At 35.6% G+C, this 16,345-nt stretch carries 10 protein-coding genes and 1 tRNA gene; 1 reads left to right on the top strand and 10 read right to left on the bottom strand.

The features are described 5' to 3' along the window. The first annotated feature begins 67 nt into the window (after positions 1–67). The gene (locus tag K4L44_17365) at positions 68–4,240 is read left to right on the top strand and encodes a T9SS type A sorting domain-containing protein (protein ID QZE14256.1); all 4,173 of its coding nucleotides are present in this window, start codon (positions 68–70) and stop codon (positions 4,238–4,240) included. 62 nt (positions 4,241–4,302) lie between these two features. Here K4L44_17365 and glgP read toward each other — a convergent pair whose 3' ends face one another. From glgP to K4L44_17315, 10 genes are all read right to left on the bottom strand, one after another. Then, positions 4,303–6,894, bottom strand: a complete 2,592-nt coding sequence (gene glgP / locus K4L44_17360; GenBank protein ID QZE14255.1) for an alpha-glucan family phosphorylase — start codon at positions 6,892–6,894, stop codon at positions 4,303–4,305. A gap of 83 nt (positions 6,895–6,977) precedes the next feature. Then, positions 6,978–8,225 carry a glycoside hydrolase family 57 protein gene (locus K4L44_17355; protein QZE14254.1) on the bottom strand — a complete coding sequence of 416 codons (1,248 nt, stop codon included), beginning with the start codon at positions 8,223–8,225 and terminating at the stop codon, positions 6,978–6,980. Between the two features lie 11 nt (positions 8,226–8,236). Further along, the gene (locus K4L44_17350) at positions 8,237–9,535 is read right to left on the bottom strand and encodes a glycosyltransferase family 4 protein (protein ID QZE14253.1); all 1,299 of its coding nucleotides are present in this window, start codon (positions 9,533–9,535) and stop codon (positions 8,237–8,239) included. A 9-nt stretch (positions 9,536–9,544) separates the two neighbouring features. Beyond that, positions 9,545–11,518: an amylo-alpha-1,6-glucosidase gene (locus K4L44_17345; protein QZE14252.1), complete on the bottom strand. Its 1,974-nt coding sequence runs from the start codon at positions 11,516–11,518 to the stop codon at positions 9,545–9,547. Between the two features lie 113 nt (positions 11,519–11,631). Further along, entirely contained in the window at positions 11,632–12,621 is a 990-nt protein-coding gene (locus K4L44_17340; protein QZE14251.1) for a GSCFA domain-containing protein, read from the bottom strand. Next, positions 12,608–13,426, bottom strand: coding sequence for a lysophospholipase (locus K4L44_17335; protein QZE14250.1), 819 nt, complete (start codon positions 13,424–13,426; stop codon positions 12,608–12,610). Before K4L44_17335 ends, K4L44_17340 begins: the two co-directional genes overlap by 14 nt. Before the next feature lie 622 nt (positions 13,427–14,048). Further along, a tRNA-Gln gene (locus K4L44_17330) sits at positions 14,049–14,121 on the bottom strand. A 134-nt stretch (positions 14,122–14,255) separates the two neighbouring features. Beyond that, positions 14,256–14,558: an iron-sulfur cluster assembly protein gene (locus K4L44_17325; protein QZE14249.1), complete on the bottom strand. Its 303-nt coding sequence runs from the start codon at positions 14,556–14,558 to the stop codon at positions 14,256–14,258. Between the two features lie 10 nt (positions 14,559–14,568). Next, positions 14,569–14,997: a SufE family protein gene (locus tag K4L44_17320; GenBank protein QZE14248.1), complete on the bottom strand. Its 429-nt coding sequence runs from the start codon at positions 14,995–14,997 to the stop codon at positions 14,569–14,571. Between the two features lie 72 nt (positions 14,998–15,069). Then, positions 15,070–16,293 carry a SufS family cysteine desulfurase gene (locus tag K4L44_17315; protein QZE14247.1) on the bottom strand — a complete coding sequence of 408 codons (1,224 nt, stop codon included), beginning with the start codon at positions 16,291–16,293 and terminating at the stop codon, positions 15,070–15,072. Positions 16,294–16,345 lie beyond the last annotated feature (52 nt).

Here is a 16,345-nt window from a genome sequence, read left to right as displayed (position 1 = left end):
TAATTTATTTTCTAGATTTGCAATTATTAATTATACTTTTTAGACATCTAACCGTAAAGAACTATATATGAATAGGATTTTTACTCTATTGGCGATCAGCTTAATTGCGCACCTATATGGGTTTTCTCAGGATGGATTTATTTCTGCGAATAGAAGAAAACAAGGATCTATCCAACAAGACTACACTCCTGTTATTAGATCAAACCAATCTAGGAGTAAAACGACTGTAGATATTGACCTGTCACAATGTAAATACCATTCAGTTCCATTCCAAAACAACTCCAATTGGGTTTTTCTACAACTGAAAGATTTCCATTATATCCATCTTGCGGGAGCTCCAGCTGTACCCACAAAGCAATTTGTATTCGAAGTTGATAAAGACTTTGAGATGCAGTACAATACAGGTGATTATGTAGATCACAACAACCTTCTAGTTCATCCAATTAAAGAAGATGATGTTGATACAGAAGGGGTCGAGAGCATTCCTGCCTATATAAACAAAGAGATATATTCTAAAAATGAGTTCTATCCAAAAGAAGTTGTCAAAGTACAGAATGTACAGAAGTCTCATGGAAAAACATATGTAACCATACGTATTAATCCTATACAATACAATCCAGTTTTAAAAAGAGTTCGTTTTTATAGTCACTTATCGTTCTCTTTAAAAGGGACAAAGACAAATACTAAAAAGAAAAGTGATGACGGAGCAGCGGACATCACTCCCAATTATCTGATTGTCACAAACGATAAATATCTAAATGCTGCAAAAAAACTTGCGAATTGGAAAGCGCTCCAAGGTTTTAATACAAAAGTTATATCGAAAGAGAAATGGAGAACTAAAGAGGTCAAAAATGCAATCCATAATAAATATAATAACGACCCCAATAAATTAGATTATTTTCTTATTATTGGTGATTATGAAGATGTACCAGGTGAACTTTATGATAAAGTTTACAAAGGAAAGACAACAACTTATGCTTCAGACCTATATTACTCATGTGTAGATGGAAAGGACGATTATACTTCTGACATTTCGCATGGACGAATATCATGTAGGTCAATAAAAGAAGCACACACAATTGTCGATAAAATTATAAAATATGAAAAAACTCCTGTAGATAATGATAATTTCTATAATACAGCTTTATGTTGTGCTCAATTTCAAGATAGCGAAGGATCCGAGAAGCCTGATGGTGAAGCATGTAGAAGATTCTGTCAAACAAGTGAAGAAATAAGAAACTATCTAACACAAGAACAAGGCTATACTGTTCATAGGGTCTATTATACTAAGCCAGGGAACAAACCAATGAGATGGAATAATGGTTCTTATGGAGATGGTTCTTTAATACCACAAGAACTTCGTAGAGATTTTAACTGGAGTGGAGACTCTGAAGATATAAAAAGAGAAATCGAAGAAGGATGTTTCTTTGTTCTACATCGTGATCATGGATACAGTGGTGGAAGTGGTTGGGCTCATCCAACATTTACAACAAGAAATATTCCTCATCTTGAAAATGGAGATCTTCTTCCTGTAGTTTTCTCTATGAACTGCCATACAGGAGAATTTAAATTAAAAGAGTGCTTTGCAGAGAAATTCTTAAAACATGATAAAGGAGGGGCTGTTGGTGTTTTTGCTGCTTCAAACTTTAGTTTTAGTGGATACAACGATGCTCTCGCTTGTGGAATGGTGGATGCACTATGGAACAATCCTGGACTCACTCCTAGAATCGGTCATAGTCCCAATAAAGCAAATGTAGCGGGACACTTAGATCATGTCGAAAGAATGGGAGATATTTTGAACCAAGGGCTTCTTAGAATGCAAGAGAACTACTACAGTGGTGGTAGTGGTGACATATACACACATAGACTTTTCCACTACTTTGGAGATCCAACCATGAAGATGTGGACACAAAAACCTACTGCTATTACTGCGACTTTTGACAAAACGATACCACTAACATCTCGTAATTTAAAGATAAAAGATCTCGAAGAAGGGGAAGCTACGATAACATTAGTTCAAAATGGAAAAATAATTGCTTATAAGAAGAAAGATAAAAATCAAAACAGTGTAAATCTCGTTATTGAAAACATCTATCCTCAATACAGACTTTATATTGGAATTTTCGCTACTAATAAGATTCCTGTTGTGCAAGAGATTACTGTATCAGGAAATGATCATAAACCTATTGCAGATTTTTCATATACGACTTCTGGACAATCAATACAAGATGATAACGCTCCAAGCAAATTCTTTTTTGAGAACCGCTCAACCTATATACCAAACTCTTTTGAATGGTCCTTCAGTCCAGATAATGTAGAATATCTAGAGGATACAAACGCGGCCTCAGAGGATCCAGTTGTTCGCTTTCCTGGTAGTGGTGACTATTATGTAACACTTAGAGCAACCAATGAAAATGGTAGTACAACCAAGGCAATTAGTATTCCCATTAGAGTCTGTGGTGTAAAACTATGTCGAATTCCACACATTCAGAGTAACTTCTACAATTTTAACAATTTCACAATAGGAAGTTTCAGTTTTGATAGTCCGGACAGTTGGAGTGAACCTGCATATATATCAAACGTAACCAAAGGGGTTGCTTATGTCGAGAAAGGAAGTAGACAAGCTTTTAGCATCTCTTCAAAGAGCTCAAGAATGAAATATAATATCTATATCGATTTCAACAACGATGGACTTTATACTTCAGAGGAAAAAATGTTTGAAAGCAAAGGGAAAGAGACTAAAGATTGTACAGGTACAGTGACAATACCAAACCAAAATATAGTCACCAATACACCATTACGTATTCGTGTTTCTCAATATCGAGATGAGGTCTCTATTGACCCTTGTAAAGATAGACGAATGGGGCAAACACAGGACTATAGTATTGTAATAAGTAGCGGAAAAGTGACCTCAAAAATAACCTCAATTATTAGTACACCAGAGGATGTATCTGTTCATTGTGAAATAGAAAATGGATATAATATTAAGAACAAAGGGGTCATGTATGCAATAAACCCATCTTTTGAATCTCCTATTACAGTGAATAGCGAATCTAATAACATTCAATATGTTCTTACTTTTACTCAATTAAAAGAGGCAACTACATACTATTTTAAATCTTTCTGTGTTAGTAACAATAAAACATCATATAGTGATGTAAGGGAGGTTACAACTCCATACAAAACTCCGAAAGAGGACCCAACAAAATTGGAAGCTTTAAACTTAGATTATAATTCTGTCAAACTCAATTGGGAGAACCCTTCCGCTCTTCCTCAGAAGCTTTGGGTCATTGGGTCTACAAGAGGGGCATCATCAATCATTACTCCGAATCCATACTCTAAAAAGTCTGATTATGATGTATGTGAAATAATCGATGGAAACAAAAAAGAGCTTGTTCTAACCGAATTAGCCCCAAATACCAAATACACATTTAGACTCTATCCTTGCAATAATAAAGGGGAGAATACACGATTTCTTACAGAGAATAACCCAGAGGTTGAAATTAACACACCTTGTAAAAGTTCATTCCCTCTTCTATTATTTTACAATGGAGATCCGACATTGATTGAGAGTACAAAGTTTAATACCATTCAAAACAGAACCCCTAGAGAGAAGAGTGGAGGAAACTTTCATCTTTTTGAAGACTATAAGACAAGCCTTGAATCAGGAGAGAAATACCATTTAGAGATAATGGTTAACCATCCAAATAATAGGAAATACTATGCAAAAGCTTGGATCGACTGGAATCAAAACAATCAATTCGAAGAGACCGAAGGTTACCTATTAACTCAGGAAAAAAGTAAGATATATTCAACAGAAATAAAGGTTCCTGAATATGTAAATAAAGGAGAGTCTTTTCTAAGAATTGTATACGCAACAGCAGAAACTCAAGAGCACATTGTTTCGGATGGAATTAATCAGAACGAGAACGGAATGGTAGAGGAGTATCCAATAACATTTCAAAAGGGAGCAATCCATACCTCAACTACAAATGGGTTAGAAAGAATGGGAGCGTCAATATATCCTATTCCTGTTGAAACAGAGCTAACATTGACAATTGAGGACACAATCAATCAAGATGCTTTTTACTCCCTTTATAACTCAAACGGAGAGTGTTTAACCAAACAGAATATTACAAATCAAACAACTAAAATACCTATCAATCTACCTTCGGGGATCTACACTATTACATTAAATAATAATGGAATCGCTGGATCGCAAAAGATTATCATAAAATAATACCACTTGTTTATTATAAAAGGAAAGCGACACCCAATCATAAGTGTCGCTTTTCTTTTTAATTATATCCACTTAACCAATTTAAGATCTAACCTATTGGCTAGCATTGAATTTGAAGGATATATACGTATACCATAATTATATGTCCCTGGTTTATCTAGGTTCAAAGACAATTCATAATGAGTAAATGGAGATTCTTTAAGTGTTTCATTAATCTTGAAAAGATCTTTAGACACAATCTTTGGATTCTCCTCAATGGTAGCAATTACTAATTCGACATTTACATCATCAGGTTGCAACTCTTTAAGATCGAGACTAACACGTGACACATATTCATGTCCCATGATATATGAATTTCTTATTCCATCCTCGAAATCCACATTTACCACCTCAATGATATCCCAATTTGAAATCACCTTTGTTTTCCACTCAACAAGATCCGATACAACCTGACGATCGTTAGCCTCCAACATCTCTTTACGATCTTTCATTGGAAGATAAAATCGATGGTTATAATCACTCACCATTCTACTCATCGTAAAATGAGGAACCACCTCTGCATAGGAATTCTTGATATACTGAACCCAACGATGAGGAACATCATGTTCATCTCGATAATAGTATGCAGGAACAATTTCATTCTCTATAATATTATAGATAGTATCAGCATCTAACTCATCTTGATAGTTTTGATTCTCATAAGCACGCTCTTCAGGAAGAGCCCATCCTGCCTCAGGGCGGTAACCTTCGCACCACCAACCATCTAAAACAGAAAAATGTAACGTTCCATTCATTACCGCTTTTTCTCCACTAGTTCCAGAAGCTTCTAATGGGCGCGTTGGAGTGTTCATCCAAACATCAACACCCTGAACTAACTTCTTAGCCACCTCCATATCATAGTTTTCTAAGAAAATAATCTTTCCTATAAACTCTTTTCTTTGAGACACTTCATGGATAAAACGAATTAGATCTTGTCCTGCTTTATCTGCGGGATGCGCTTTCCCTGCAAAAAGTAGTTGTACTGGACGAGAAGGATTGTTTACGATTGCATTTAATCGATCTATATTTCTAAAAAGCAGGTGTGCTCTCTTATAAGTAGCAAAACGACGAGCAAACCCTATCGTTAATGTATTCGGGTTAAATTTGTGAAGGATATTACTAACCAAACTCGGATCAATAGTACCATTTACAGTATGCGATGCCACACGTCGTTGGATATCATCAAATAAAAGAGATTTCAGCTTTAATTTAGTTTGCCAAATATCCGAATCATGAACTCGATAAATTTGACTCCATATATTTGACTCCTGCTCTTCGCTATAGTTACTAATATCTATAGGTTCTTTTTCTGAACGCAGCTTTTTATGAATTGTCTTCCACATTGGATTAGTCCATGTTGGATAGTGAACACCATTAGTTACAAAACCGATATTCGTAAGCTCTTCTGGGCTATATCCAGGAAAAAGAGGTGCTAGTAGGTCTCTACTTACTTCTCCATGCAGTTTACTCACGCCATTAATATTGTTTGACATGTTAGATGCAAGGTAACTCATATTAAAATGATCCTCGTGAGGATGAGCCTTTCCAAATGATAATAACTGTTCAAAACTAATTCTCAATTTAGAGGCGTAGTTATAGAAATAAGTACGGAATAGATCTACATGAAATGAATCATGTCCTGCAGGAACAGGAGTATGTGTTGTAAATAGATTGGTTGCCTTTACCAACTCTACAGCTTCTTGAAAAGACAAATGTTCTTCACTAAGATAATTAACGATTCTTTCCAAACAAATAAAAGCAGCATGTCCCTCATTACAATGATAAATATCTGAATTCACCTTTGCTCTATGAAGTGCCTTTATACCCCCTATACCAAGAACGATCTCCTGCTTAATACGATTCTCATTATCCCCTCCATATAGATGGTGAGTAATAGGGCGATCATACTCCTCATTTGCCTCAAAATCTGTATCTAATAACATAAGAGAGATCGATCCGACCTTGGTTTCCCATACACGAATAAACACCTTACGATCTGGAAAATCTACACTTACAATAATCCACTCACCGTTTTCATCATAAAGAGGTTTCACAGGGATTTTAGTAAAAGTCTCCTCTTCATAAACAGCATTCTGTTCTCCTTTGCCATTGATGACCTGGGTAAAGTACCCATAGCGATATAGTAGCCCCATACCTGTCATATTCACATTCAAATCAGAACACTCTTTGAGATAATCTCCAGCCAATACCCCCAATCCACCGGAATATATTTTCAAACTAGCATGTAGTCCAAACTCCATACTAAAATATGCAATTGAAGGGCCAATAGGTTTTTCCCTCTTGTATATGTATTCATCTAAACGAGCCTCAACCTTTTTCATCTGAAGATTAAACTCATGATCATTAGACAACTCTTTTAATCGATCTAATGGCACTTCTTGAAGTAATACTATTGGGTTCTTATTGCAACGATACCATAGATCTGCGTCAATAGATTCAAACAAATCTTGGGCATCATCATTCCATGTCCACCAAAGATTATTTGCTATTTTCTTCAGAGGAGTAAGCTCCTCAAAAAGCTCCGATTCAATTACAATCTTTTTCCAAATAGGCATTGACTGTTGGTTCGCACCTAGTAGTGAGTAATTTTCCATAACTTAGTAATTTGACCATAAAGCGATCTCTCCCAAAAGAAAGATCGCTTACATTATTTAGGTGTTTCTTTTTATTTATAAGATTATAATTGTGCTTCAATAATCTTTTTCAAACCAGCAATTCCCTCTACTAGTTTTTTCTCAGGTGTATCTTTCTCTAACTGGATCTTAAAATCATTCAGCACATTCATATAATTGATAAAAGCATCATAAGGAGAGTCATAAGGATTCTCCTTCATTTGTATCTCTCCGTCAGAGAACCATTTGGTGCTCATATATCTAAAATGATCAGATGATTGAATATAGTTCCAAATCTCTAACATCTCTGCATTACCTGATTCTTGCAATAAAGGAGCAATATCATATAGTTTATTTAAGGCTTCATTTTGAAGATCATTTCCCATCCAAGATGAGAGATCCCTCTCTTCATCACTCCATGATATTGGGTAAGGAACATGTACTGAAGAGATTGTCTGTAAGCGATCAATTACATTGGATGGAGTATCAAACTCCAATACCTTATCAGATACAACCAAATCAACGAAAGAGTCTACAAAATCATATATACCACTCTCTTTGTTATTTTGTTTACCAATCGTCTCATAATCGAAACAAATATTATATATCTCCTCAGTATCTCCAGAAGATTTTATCCACGACACATATTTCTCTGGTGTCAATGGATATTCGCTCCATTCCGTATTAGAAAACTTAAAACGGATATCATCACTAAGCTTATAATTGCGTAGTAATATTTTCAACCTAGGATTTAAAGAATTACAGTATACGAAATTTGGACTCTTCCATCCTAAAACATGTTTCGCTCCCTCTGTAATCATTCCATCAAATCCCATAGAAGCAACAACTGAACCAATTTCGTCCGAATAGATCAGTTCACTATTTCGAAACACCTTCGGTGTCTGTCCAAAAAGAGATTCTATCTTTGAACGATGTTGTTCAACCTGACGTTTAAACTCATTCTCATCTTTAACTGAAGACAACGAGTGCGCATAGGTCTCAGCCAAAAATTCAACACATCCTGTCTCTACCAATTCTTTAAAAGAATCGATTACCACTGGACAATATTTCTCAAACATCTCTATTGTCGTACCCGATATAGAAAATGCCACTTTAAAATTACCATCATGTGTTTCAATAAGTCTCTTCAACCTATCATTATTAGGAAGGTAGATTGAAGAAGCCATGTTCTGTATTTCACTTTCATTATGGTAGTCATCAAAATAGTAATGATCGTTTCCAATATCAAGAAAGCGATATTTACGTAAATTAAATGGGTGGTGTATTTGAAAATATAGTGAGATCTTTTTCATATCAATTCTTCTTAAGCGTTGGCTAATTTTAAGGTGTATTCATAAACTTTCTTTACATGTTCTGCAGACTTCTTCCACTCTAATCCATCCACTTCAAGACGACCATATTTCTTAAACATACTTGGAAGCGAAGGATAACTAATGATACCATGGATAGCATCAGCAAGTGCATTGACATCCCAAAAATCTACTTTAATTGCATGTTTAAGAACTTCAGCCACCCCAGATTGTTTAGAGATTATCACTGGCACATCTGCTTGCATTGCCTCAAGAGGAGATATACCAAATGGTTCCGATACAGAAGGCATCACATAGACATCGCTGATACGCAACATATCAAATACTTCTGCTCCTTTTAGAAAGCCTGTAAAGTGAAATTTATCGGTAATACCTAATTGGGCCGCACGAGTAACCATCTTATTCATAAGATCTCCATTTCCAGCCATCACAAATCGCACATTATCGGTATGCTCTAAAACCTTATATGCTGCTTCGATAAAATATTCAGGCCCTTTTTGCATCGTGATACGTCCTAGAAAGGTCACAATCTTTTCATCCACTCCTTTCTTTATGGAAAGATCTTTCTTTTCAATAGGCTCTACTGCATTATAAACAGTCTCCACCTTATTCGGATCGATCCCATATTTTTCGATCACAATATTGCGCGTCAAATTACTGACCGTAATAATACGGTCAGCAGCTTCCATACCTTCTCTTTCAATCGCATAAACCTTAGGATTCACACTCCCTCCACTTCGATCAAAGTCAGTAGCATGAACATGAATAACTAATGGTTTTCCAGATGCTTTTTTTGCTTCAATACCAGCAGGATACGCCAACCAATCATGCGCATGAATAATATCAAAGTCGTTATCTTGTGCAATTGCTCTTGCAACCAACGAGTAACGATATATCTCTTGAATAAGATCAGCTCCATATTTACCAGTAAATTCTAGACAACCCTCTTCATTTGTCTCTACTAGTTTCGATTGAGCTTTGATCTTTTTCTGAGTAATTTTATAAAACTCCTCTTCACCCACATAGGGAATCAAGTTTGACTGAACTTCATAGAAGTCAATCTTCTTTTGTACATCTTCAAAAGTTATATTTCTATGTGCAATAGCAATATCTCCTGCACCAATAATCTTATCCACCTTCGTTGTATCCTCATCTCCATAGGCTTTTGGCACAACAAAAGTTACATCTACATCGCTAAAATTGGCTAACCCTTTGGTTAATCCATAACTTGCTGTTCCAAGACCACCACTAATATGAGGTGGAAATTCCCAGCCAAACATCAATACTTTCATAAATATCTTTTAAACAGATGTAACTTCATATTTATATTCCACTTCTCTTATCTCTTTTGCAGCTAGTAGTAGTGAGTTAACAGACCAAGCTTGAGATATAGCCCCTGATGGTTCATAAGGAGGGTTTCCACTATAAACTTCAGATATAGAACCAACACAGTGTTGATTTAATTCTTTCTGATACTCATTAAGAATCGATTTGCAGAAAGATATCCCACCTTTCTTATGGACTCTTAAATATGACTTAACAAATAGAGCAACAAGCCAAGGGTGAGCATTTCCTTGATGCATTGCCAATGACCGTTTATCTTGAGTTCCTTTAGAGTCTCCCTTATAACGACTATCTTTAGGGCTAAGTGAACGAATACCTTTTGGGGTGAGCAACTCTTTCTTAACGCAGCTAAGAACTTTCTTCTCCACCTCTCTTGTGACCGGGCTACAATCCAATGAAACTGCAATCAACATATTGGGTCGAACAGACCAGTCTTTTGTTCCATCCAATGAAATATTATCAGCAAGATACCCTTTCTCTTCACTCCAAAACATATCTCTAAATGATCTCTTAACCAACGGAGACAACAGTTCTAGTTCCTTATATACAGAAGATTCATCAGCCAGTTTTGAAAGATATTGGGTATATCTAATTGCATTGTACCACATTGCATTCACCTCTACAGGAAATCCATTTCTTGGTGTTACTGGAGCTCCTTGAACCATTGCATCCATCCAAGTAAGAGGCACTGAACCATCACCTCCTGAGATCAATCCATTAGAATGCATTTTAATATCATGAAGTGTACCTTCTCTGAAAGCACGAATTATCTCCAACATATATTTACCATATTTCTTCCAAATACGAGCAGGATCGTCAGTAACTTTCTCGAGTTTTTGTAAGGCAACAAAGAAATACATTGAAGCATCCATGGTATCATAAATATATCTACCAACTCCCCAATATTTAGGGAATAATCCTTTAGATAATTTCTTTACCTGAGTATCAAGAATATTTTCAATAACAGATACAGTCGTATCATTTTCCAACATACCAGGAATAGATACGAAAGTTTGGGTCACGACTCCATCATACCATGGATATCCTGCGCTAAGGTCCATCCTATTCTTTCTCTTTACAAGAAACTGGTTTGAAGCATTGGTCAGGTACGAGTGAAAAGAGTCTCGTTTTTTTCGTTTATGTAGTTCTTTCCTAAAAAGAGTCTCTATATTTTCAGGATAAGCCATCTCTTCAAGAGAACATGAAAAATAGACACTTTCTCCTTTTTGAATAGGTACCTCAAAGTATCCAGGAACAAAAAGGTCTTCATGATAGTCATAACCTCTCTCTTTCTCTTTGGTATACTCAATATTTTTGTACCAATCAGGGATCTCTATAAACTCATTCTTTTTTGACAGTTGAAGAAAGAGTTCGGGATAACTTTCATACAACTTATGTGTTGTCCCCTGGACTGTATTTCCATGTCGTTTTTCTGCATAAAGATTCTCTTTGGAGAGATCGTGTACACATCGAAATGCCAAGAAAGGTCGGAAACGTAGCGTCGTATCCGAATGTGCATCCTCAAGTGTATACTTTACAATCAGTTGATCTGTATTCTCTATTAACAGACGCTCCATCGAAAGCACAACTCCTCCAACTCTATAAGTAGTCTTAGGTATTGTATCAATAGAAAAATCGCGAATATATTTATGTCCTTTCGGCTCATAAAATCCACCTGGATATTTATGAATTCCTAGATTAAATTCTTCTCCATGCTGAATAATCGTTGTATCTAATGATGATAACAGGACATGTTTATTTCCATCTAGTTCATCTAGCTGGCAAACAAACAATCCATGATACTTTCTTGTATTACAACCTGTAAGAGTTGTGCAAGAGTAAGTACCTGACTTGTTCGTTCTTAGAATCTCCTTTGACAAAGAGTGTTCTAGATTAACAAGTTGATACTTATCAAACTTAAGATAGTTCATACTTATAAGATTTTAGTGTGGTGGTTAGTGCACTCTTTTTATAAAAAAAGCACTTTGTTATTCTCATAAAGTTAAACTAACTATCTATAAAGATGAAATTATTCAGTTTTTTTTTAATTAAATTGATGAATAATATCAGAAAAATCAATCTCCGGATATATGGAAGACAACTCCTCAATTCTACTCAAAAGTCTGGATACAAACACTTTATACTCATTTCCATTGGGATTTATAGGTCGATGAGATGCAGACATTACTATTTTGTTAATCTTCTGCATAAGAACACGCGTTTCCTCTGTTATATGACATTTTAAGAAATGATCCCAAATATAATCAACTGCCAAGTCAGAAGGGTGAACCATATCTTTGGCATAAAAACGATAATCTCTTAAATCATCCATCATGATCTCATATGCAGGATAATAACCAATATTTTTCTTGCTATAACCTTCAATCAGACGATCGATGGACAATAAAAGGACTGATTTACTCCGTTGGTTCCCCACAGCTCCATCTCTCAGATGTCGAATTGGACTCACTGTGAAAGTAACCTGAATATTTGGATTAACCGCCCATACTCTTTTAAGTATGTCGGCCCAATTCATAACCACTTCACTTGGGGATAACCTAAACCGTTTAAACTCTTTTTCGGGTTGTTTATGACAGTTTCCAACAATAGAACCTGTTGATTTCCTTTCATATATATAAGAAGTACCAAAGGTTATAAACAGGTGTTGACACTTCTTTATATACTCATGCGCTTCTACAATTGTTCGATTAATTAGATCCAAACACTCCTGCTTCGAAACTCTATTAAAATCACTATGAAACTCAAAACTTCCATAACTATTCCCAAACCATTCGATATCCTCTTCTTCTAAAGTTCTACCATCCACAATGCGTTCTAAAGCAGAAGCCAAAGAGCTTGGGTTGTATAGAATTCCTAAAGGATTAACCATTGTATCGAATTTAACTCTCTTTAAACGATCTCCTATGTTATTTGTGAAGCAAGACCCCAACATCATTATTCTATCCCCATAACGTAGCTCTTTGGGGGCTTCAATAGGGTCTATAGTGGTTCTAAAATCTTTAAATTGACTCATCTATCCAGTGATTAATATATTTAAAAATTGTAGCACATTCCTCAGAGTAGAGGAGATGATGCGCCGTTTTATCAAAACCTTTAAATGTAGTATTTGAATTAAATAAAGCCAACTTTCTACTAAGATCCGCCGAAGTCACTCTATCTAATAATCCATGAACAATTAATATCTGATCATCTAAAGAGTTTTTTTGTAATAAGTCTTTCCCATAAGCTTGAGCTTGATAGAAAGTATCGGTGGAGATATTATAATGCAGATAAGGATCGGGATTATTTCTTTTGAGGTCTTCTAGTAGTTTGATCTTTCTTGGAACAATCAAATGTAATCCCCTTTTATTTAAAAAAGAACTAATGTACGATGCCAAACAATAAAAACGTCCATTCAATTGAAGCCATGGTCCAGTAACTACTGTTGCTGCAACCACACTATTTTTCTTTTGCTTCAAATATGATAAAACGATATTTCCACCAAGACTATGACCATAAAGAACCACCGGGATCGAAACGTATCTCCTCTTTGACAGTTCGAACAAACGATCTATTAATAAAAATAATGACTCATAAGACCCAATATCTCCACGCATGCCTAGAGACAATCCATGACCTGGCAAGTCAAAGCAATAAATAGCGTATCCATTCTCCACAAATTGATCAAGCCAATCTCTATAAAGATTCGTATAGACACCTAATCCATGAACAAATATCATCACCTTCTCTGGACAACGATCTTCAGAATAAAGTAAGTAGGAATAGATGGAATTTGTTAACTCTATTTTTTCTTTCTGAATAGAGGCTGGAGTACTCATAGTTCTATTTTGACTTATTACATCTGTAAAAATACAGAATTTAATAGTAGTATCCCTTATAAATAAAAAAGAGAGTATTCGTAACTTCTCAGGTTATTTTAAGAAGTATCAATAGTATAAAGCTCAGAAGAGGCTTATTTAGCATGCATTGTTGATAAAAACAGGTTCTTTTGTTGAGCTCTTTTCAAACGTTGGAGGGTAATCCTAATAAAAGCGATCATATTTGTTGACTTCGCACTGATCATAAACAATTGTTACCGTTCAGTTTGTCGCGGTTGCAACAGGACGTGAGATCTCTAGTGATAAATATTCTTTGACTAATTTATTCTAATAGCTACAGTTTAATTTTGGACATTCTCTGTCATTATCTCGATTGCCCTATCATTAGTTGGCCTTATATCATATTTCTGTGAGATAGTACTTCAATTTTGCTAATGGCCTCCTTTAGATTTGGAGTTCCCTCCAACCCCCTTGCCAATCACCAATCTTTCCTATCAACTCGGCACATACTGAGACTTGCACTCAACAAACCATACAGAAATAAAAAAGGCTGTCGGATTTCTCCAACAGCCTCGTTCATCTAGCATACAACAAATTGGAAGCTTGTATATACACTAGACAGTTGACCCACCAGGGCTCGAACCTGGACTCTTCTGAACCAAAATCAGATGTGTTGCCAATTACACCATGGGTCAATCATGTTCGCCTTATTTCTTTAAGACGATGCAAATAAAATATGTTTTGGATTAACTTCAAAATTTTGAAGACAAAAAAATCAAACTTTTTACAACCATCCCTGATTTCCAAAAAGTTAACCGAACACTTTTTTTTACATAAATCCTAATTCCAAACGAGCCTCTTCAGACATCATTGATTTATCCCATGCTGGCTCAAAGGTAAGTTCTACTTTCGCCTCTTTAATTCCCTCTGCTTTCTCTGATGAATATTTCACATCTTCTAAAATCATATCGGCAGCAGGGCAGTTGGGTGCAGTAAGTGTCATCACAACAATTGCAACATCATCTTTCACATCCACACTGTATATCATACCAAGATCATACACATTCACTGGAATCTCTGGATCATATACCTCCTTTAGATTATCTATAATCTCATCTATTCTTTTATCCATAACTTCATTTTTAAACATTCATCTTTCTATCATAAGCCATTGCATACAGCCTCATCTGTTTAACCATAGACAAAAGACCATTAGAACGAGTTGGTGAAAGATGTTGGGTTAAACCAATCTTTTCAATAAAATATAACTCAGAATTTAAAATTTCTTTAGGGGTTCTATTTTCATAAACTTTCAATAAAAGCGACACCAAGCCTTTCACTATTATTGCATCACTCTCACCATCAAAATGTATTCTTCCCTCTTCAAAAGTAGGATAGAGCCATACTCGACTTTGACACCCCTTGATAAGATAATTGTCCACCTTATACTTTGGATCAATATCCTCCAATTCGTTTCCCATCTCAATAAGATTGGCATATTTATCCATCCAATCATCGAACAAAGAAAACTCCTCTATTATCTCGTCTTGTACTTCGCTTATTGTTTTCATTATTGTATATCTCTTATAACCTATTTGAATAATCTATATCACAAAATTATAAAAAGTATTGGGCATTATGAACTATACAAACATCTGTTGAATGCGTAACAGTGCTTCATAGAAACGATCCACCTCTTCTTTGGTGTTATATGGGGCTAAAGATGCACGAGTAACCCCTTGTACATCGAAATGATCCATAATTGGGTCAGCACACAAACGGCCAGTTCGAACAGCAAATCCTAATTGGTCTAACAGAGTCCCTAAATCGAAATGGTGCACACCATCAATTGCAAAGGAGATAATTCCTACTTTATTATCAGATGTACCAAAAAAGCGTATTCCTTCAATGTTTTTTAACTTCACCATAGCGTATTGAAACAACTCCAATTCCCAGGCAACTAGATTACTCTTTCCATAAGAATCAACAAAATTAAGAGCAGCTCCCAAACCTATCACATCAGTATAATTCGGTGTTCCAGGCTCAAATTTATATGGAAGAACATTAAACGTAGTCTCTTTGAAAGTGACCGTTTCAATCATCTCCCCTCCTGTCATAAATGGAGGCATACGTTCTAAAATCTCTTTCTTCCCATACAAAGCACCTGTTCCAGTAGGTCCATAATATTTATGACCAGAAAAGACATAAAAATCACAATCTAGCTTTTGTACATCTACTTCACAGTGTCCAACACCTTGTGCCCCATCAATTAGTACATAAGCTCCGTACTCATGTGCTTTACCAATAATATATTCGATAGGATTTATTGTACCCAAAACATTTGATGCATGATTAACTGCCACGATCTTTGTTTTATCAGAAAGCAAGTTCTCGAACACATCCAATTTCAATTCCCCTTTCTCATTAAAAGGAATGACTTTTAGAACAGCCCCTTTTCTTTGACACAACATCTGCCAAGGAACAATATTTGCATGATGTTCAAGTTCAGAAACGAGTATTTCATCTCCCTCATTAATCCATATCTCACCTAATGAATAGGAAACCAAATTGATAGATTCAGTCGTTCCTTTCGTAAAAACAACCTCTTCACGACAAGATGCGTTCAATATCTTAGTGACTTGATCTCTGACCGCTTCATAAGCAACAGTTGCCTCCGCAGCCATCTTATGTGTTCCTCGATGAATATTACCATTCACCTTCATCATATATCGTTCAACAGCATCCAAAACGCAACAAGGTTTCTGGGTAGTTGCTGCATTATCAAAATAAACTAGATCTTTCTTAGGGTAGATCTGTTGATCCAAGATAGGGAAATGACTTCTAAATTCTTGAACATCAAAACTCATAATATAAAGCTTATTAAAAAAGGCATCCCAATACATTCATAAAACGTATGAG

The sequence above is a fragment of the Prolixibacteraceae bacterium genome (genome assembly GCA_019720755.1).
Classification (GTDB): Bacteria; Bacteroidota; Bacteroidia; order Bacteroidales; family Prolixibacteraceae; genus Halosquirtibacter; species Halosquirtibacter laminarini.
The sequence above is the reverse complement of the archived record's forward strand: the minus strand, read 5'-3'. Positions and strand labels throughout refer to the sequence as shown.

What these genes read in the sequence shown, in the direction of transcription:
- K4L44_17350 (QZE14253.1), bottom strand. Translation starts at nt 9,535, where the DNA reads ATGAAAGTATTGATGTTTGGCTGGGAATTTCCACCTCATATTAGTGGT.
- K4L44_17340 (QZE14251.1), bottom strand. Translation starts at nt 12,621, where the DNA reads ATGAGTCAATTTAAAGATTTTAGAACCACTATAGACCCTATTGAAGCC.
- K4L44_17335 (QZE14250.1), bottom strand. Translation starts at nt 13,426, where the DNA reads ATGAGTACTCCAGCCTCTATTCAGAAAGAAAAAATAGAGTTAACAAAT.
- glgP (QZE14255.1), bottom strand. Translation starts at nt 6,894, where the DNA reads ATGGAAAATTACTCACTACTAGGTGCGAACCAACAGTCAATGCCTATT.
- K4L44_17365 (QZE14256.1), top strand. Translation starts at nt 68, where the DNA reads ATGAATAGGATTTTTACTCTATTGGCGATCAGCTTAATTGCGCACCTA.
- K4L44_17325 (QZE14249.1), bottom strand. Translation starts at nt 14,558, where the DNA reads ATGGATAAAAGAATAGATGAGATTATAGATAATCTAAAGGAGGTATAT.
- K4L44_17355 (QZE14254.1), bottom strand. Translation starts at nt 8,225, where the DNA reads ATGAAAAAGATCTCACTATATTTTCAAATACACCACCCATTTAATTTA.
- K4L44_17345 (QZE14252.1), bottom strand. Translation starts at nt 11,518, where the DNA reads ATGAACTATCTTAAGTTTGATAAGTATCAACTTGTTAATCTAGAACAC.
- K4L44_17320 (QZE14248.1), bottom strand. Translation starts at nt 14,997, where the DNA reads ATGAAAACAATAAGCGAAGTACAAGACGAGATAATAGAGGAGTTTTCT.
- K4L44_17315 (QZE14247.1), bottom strand. Translation starts at nt 16,293, where the DNA reads ATGAGTTTTGATGTTCAAGAATTTAGAAGTCATTTCCCTATCTTGGAT.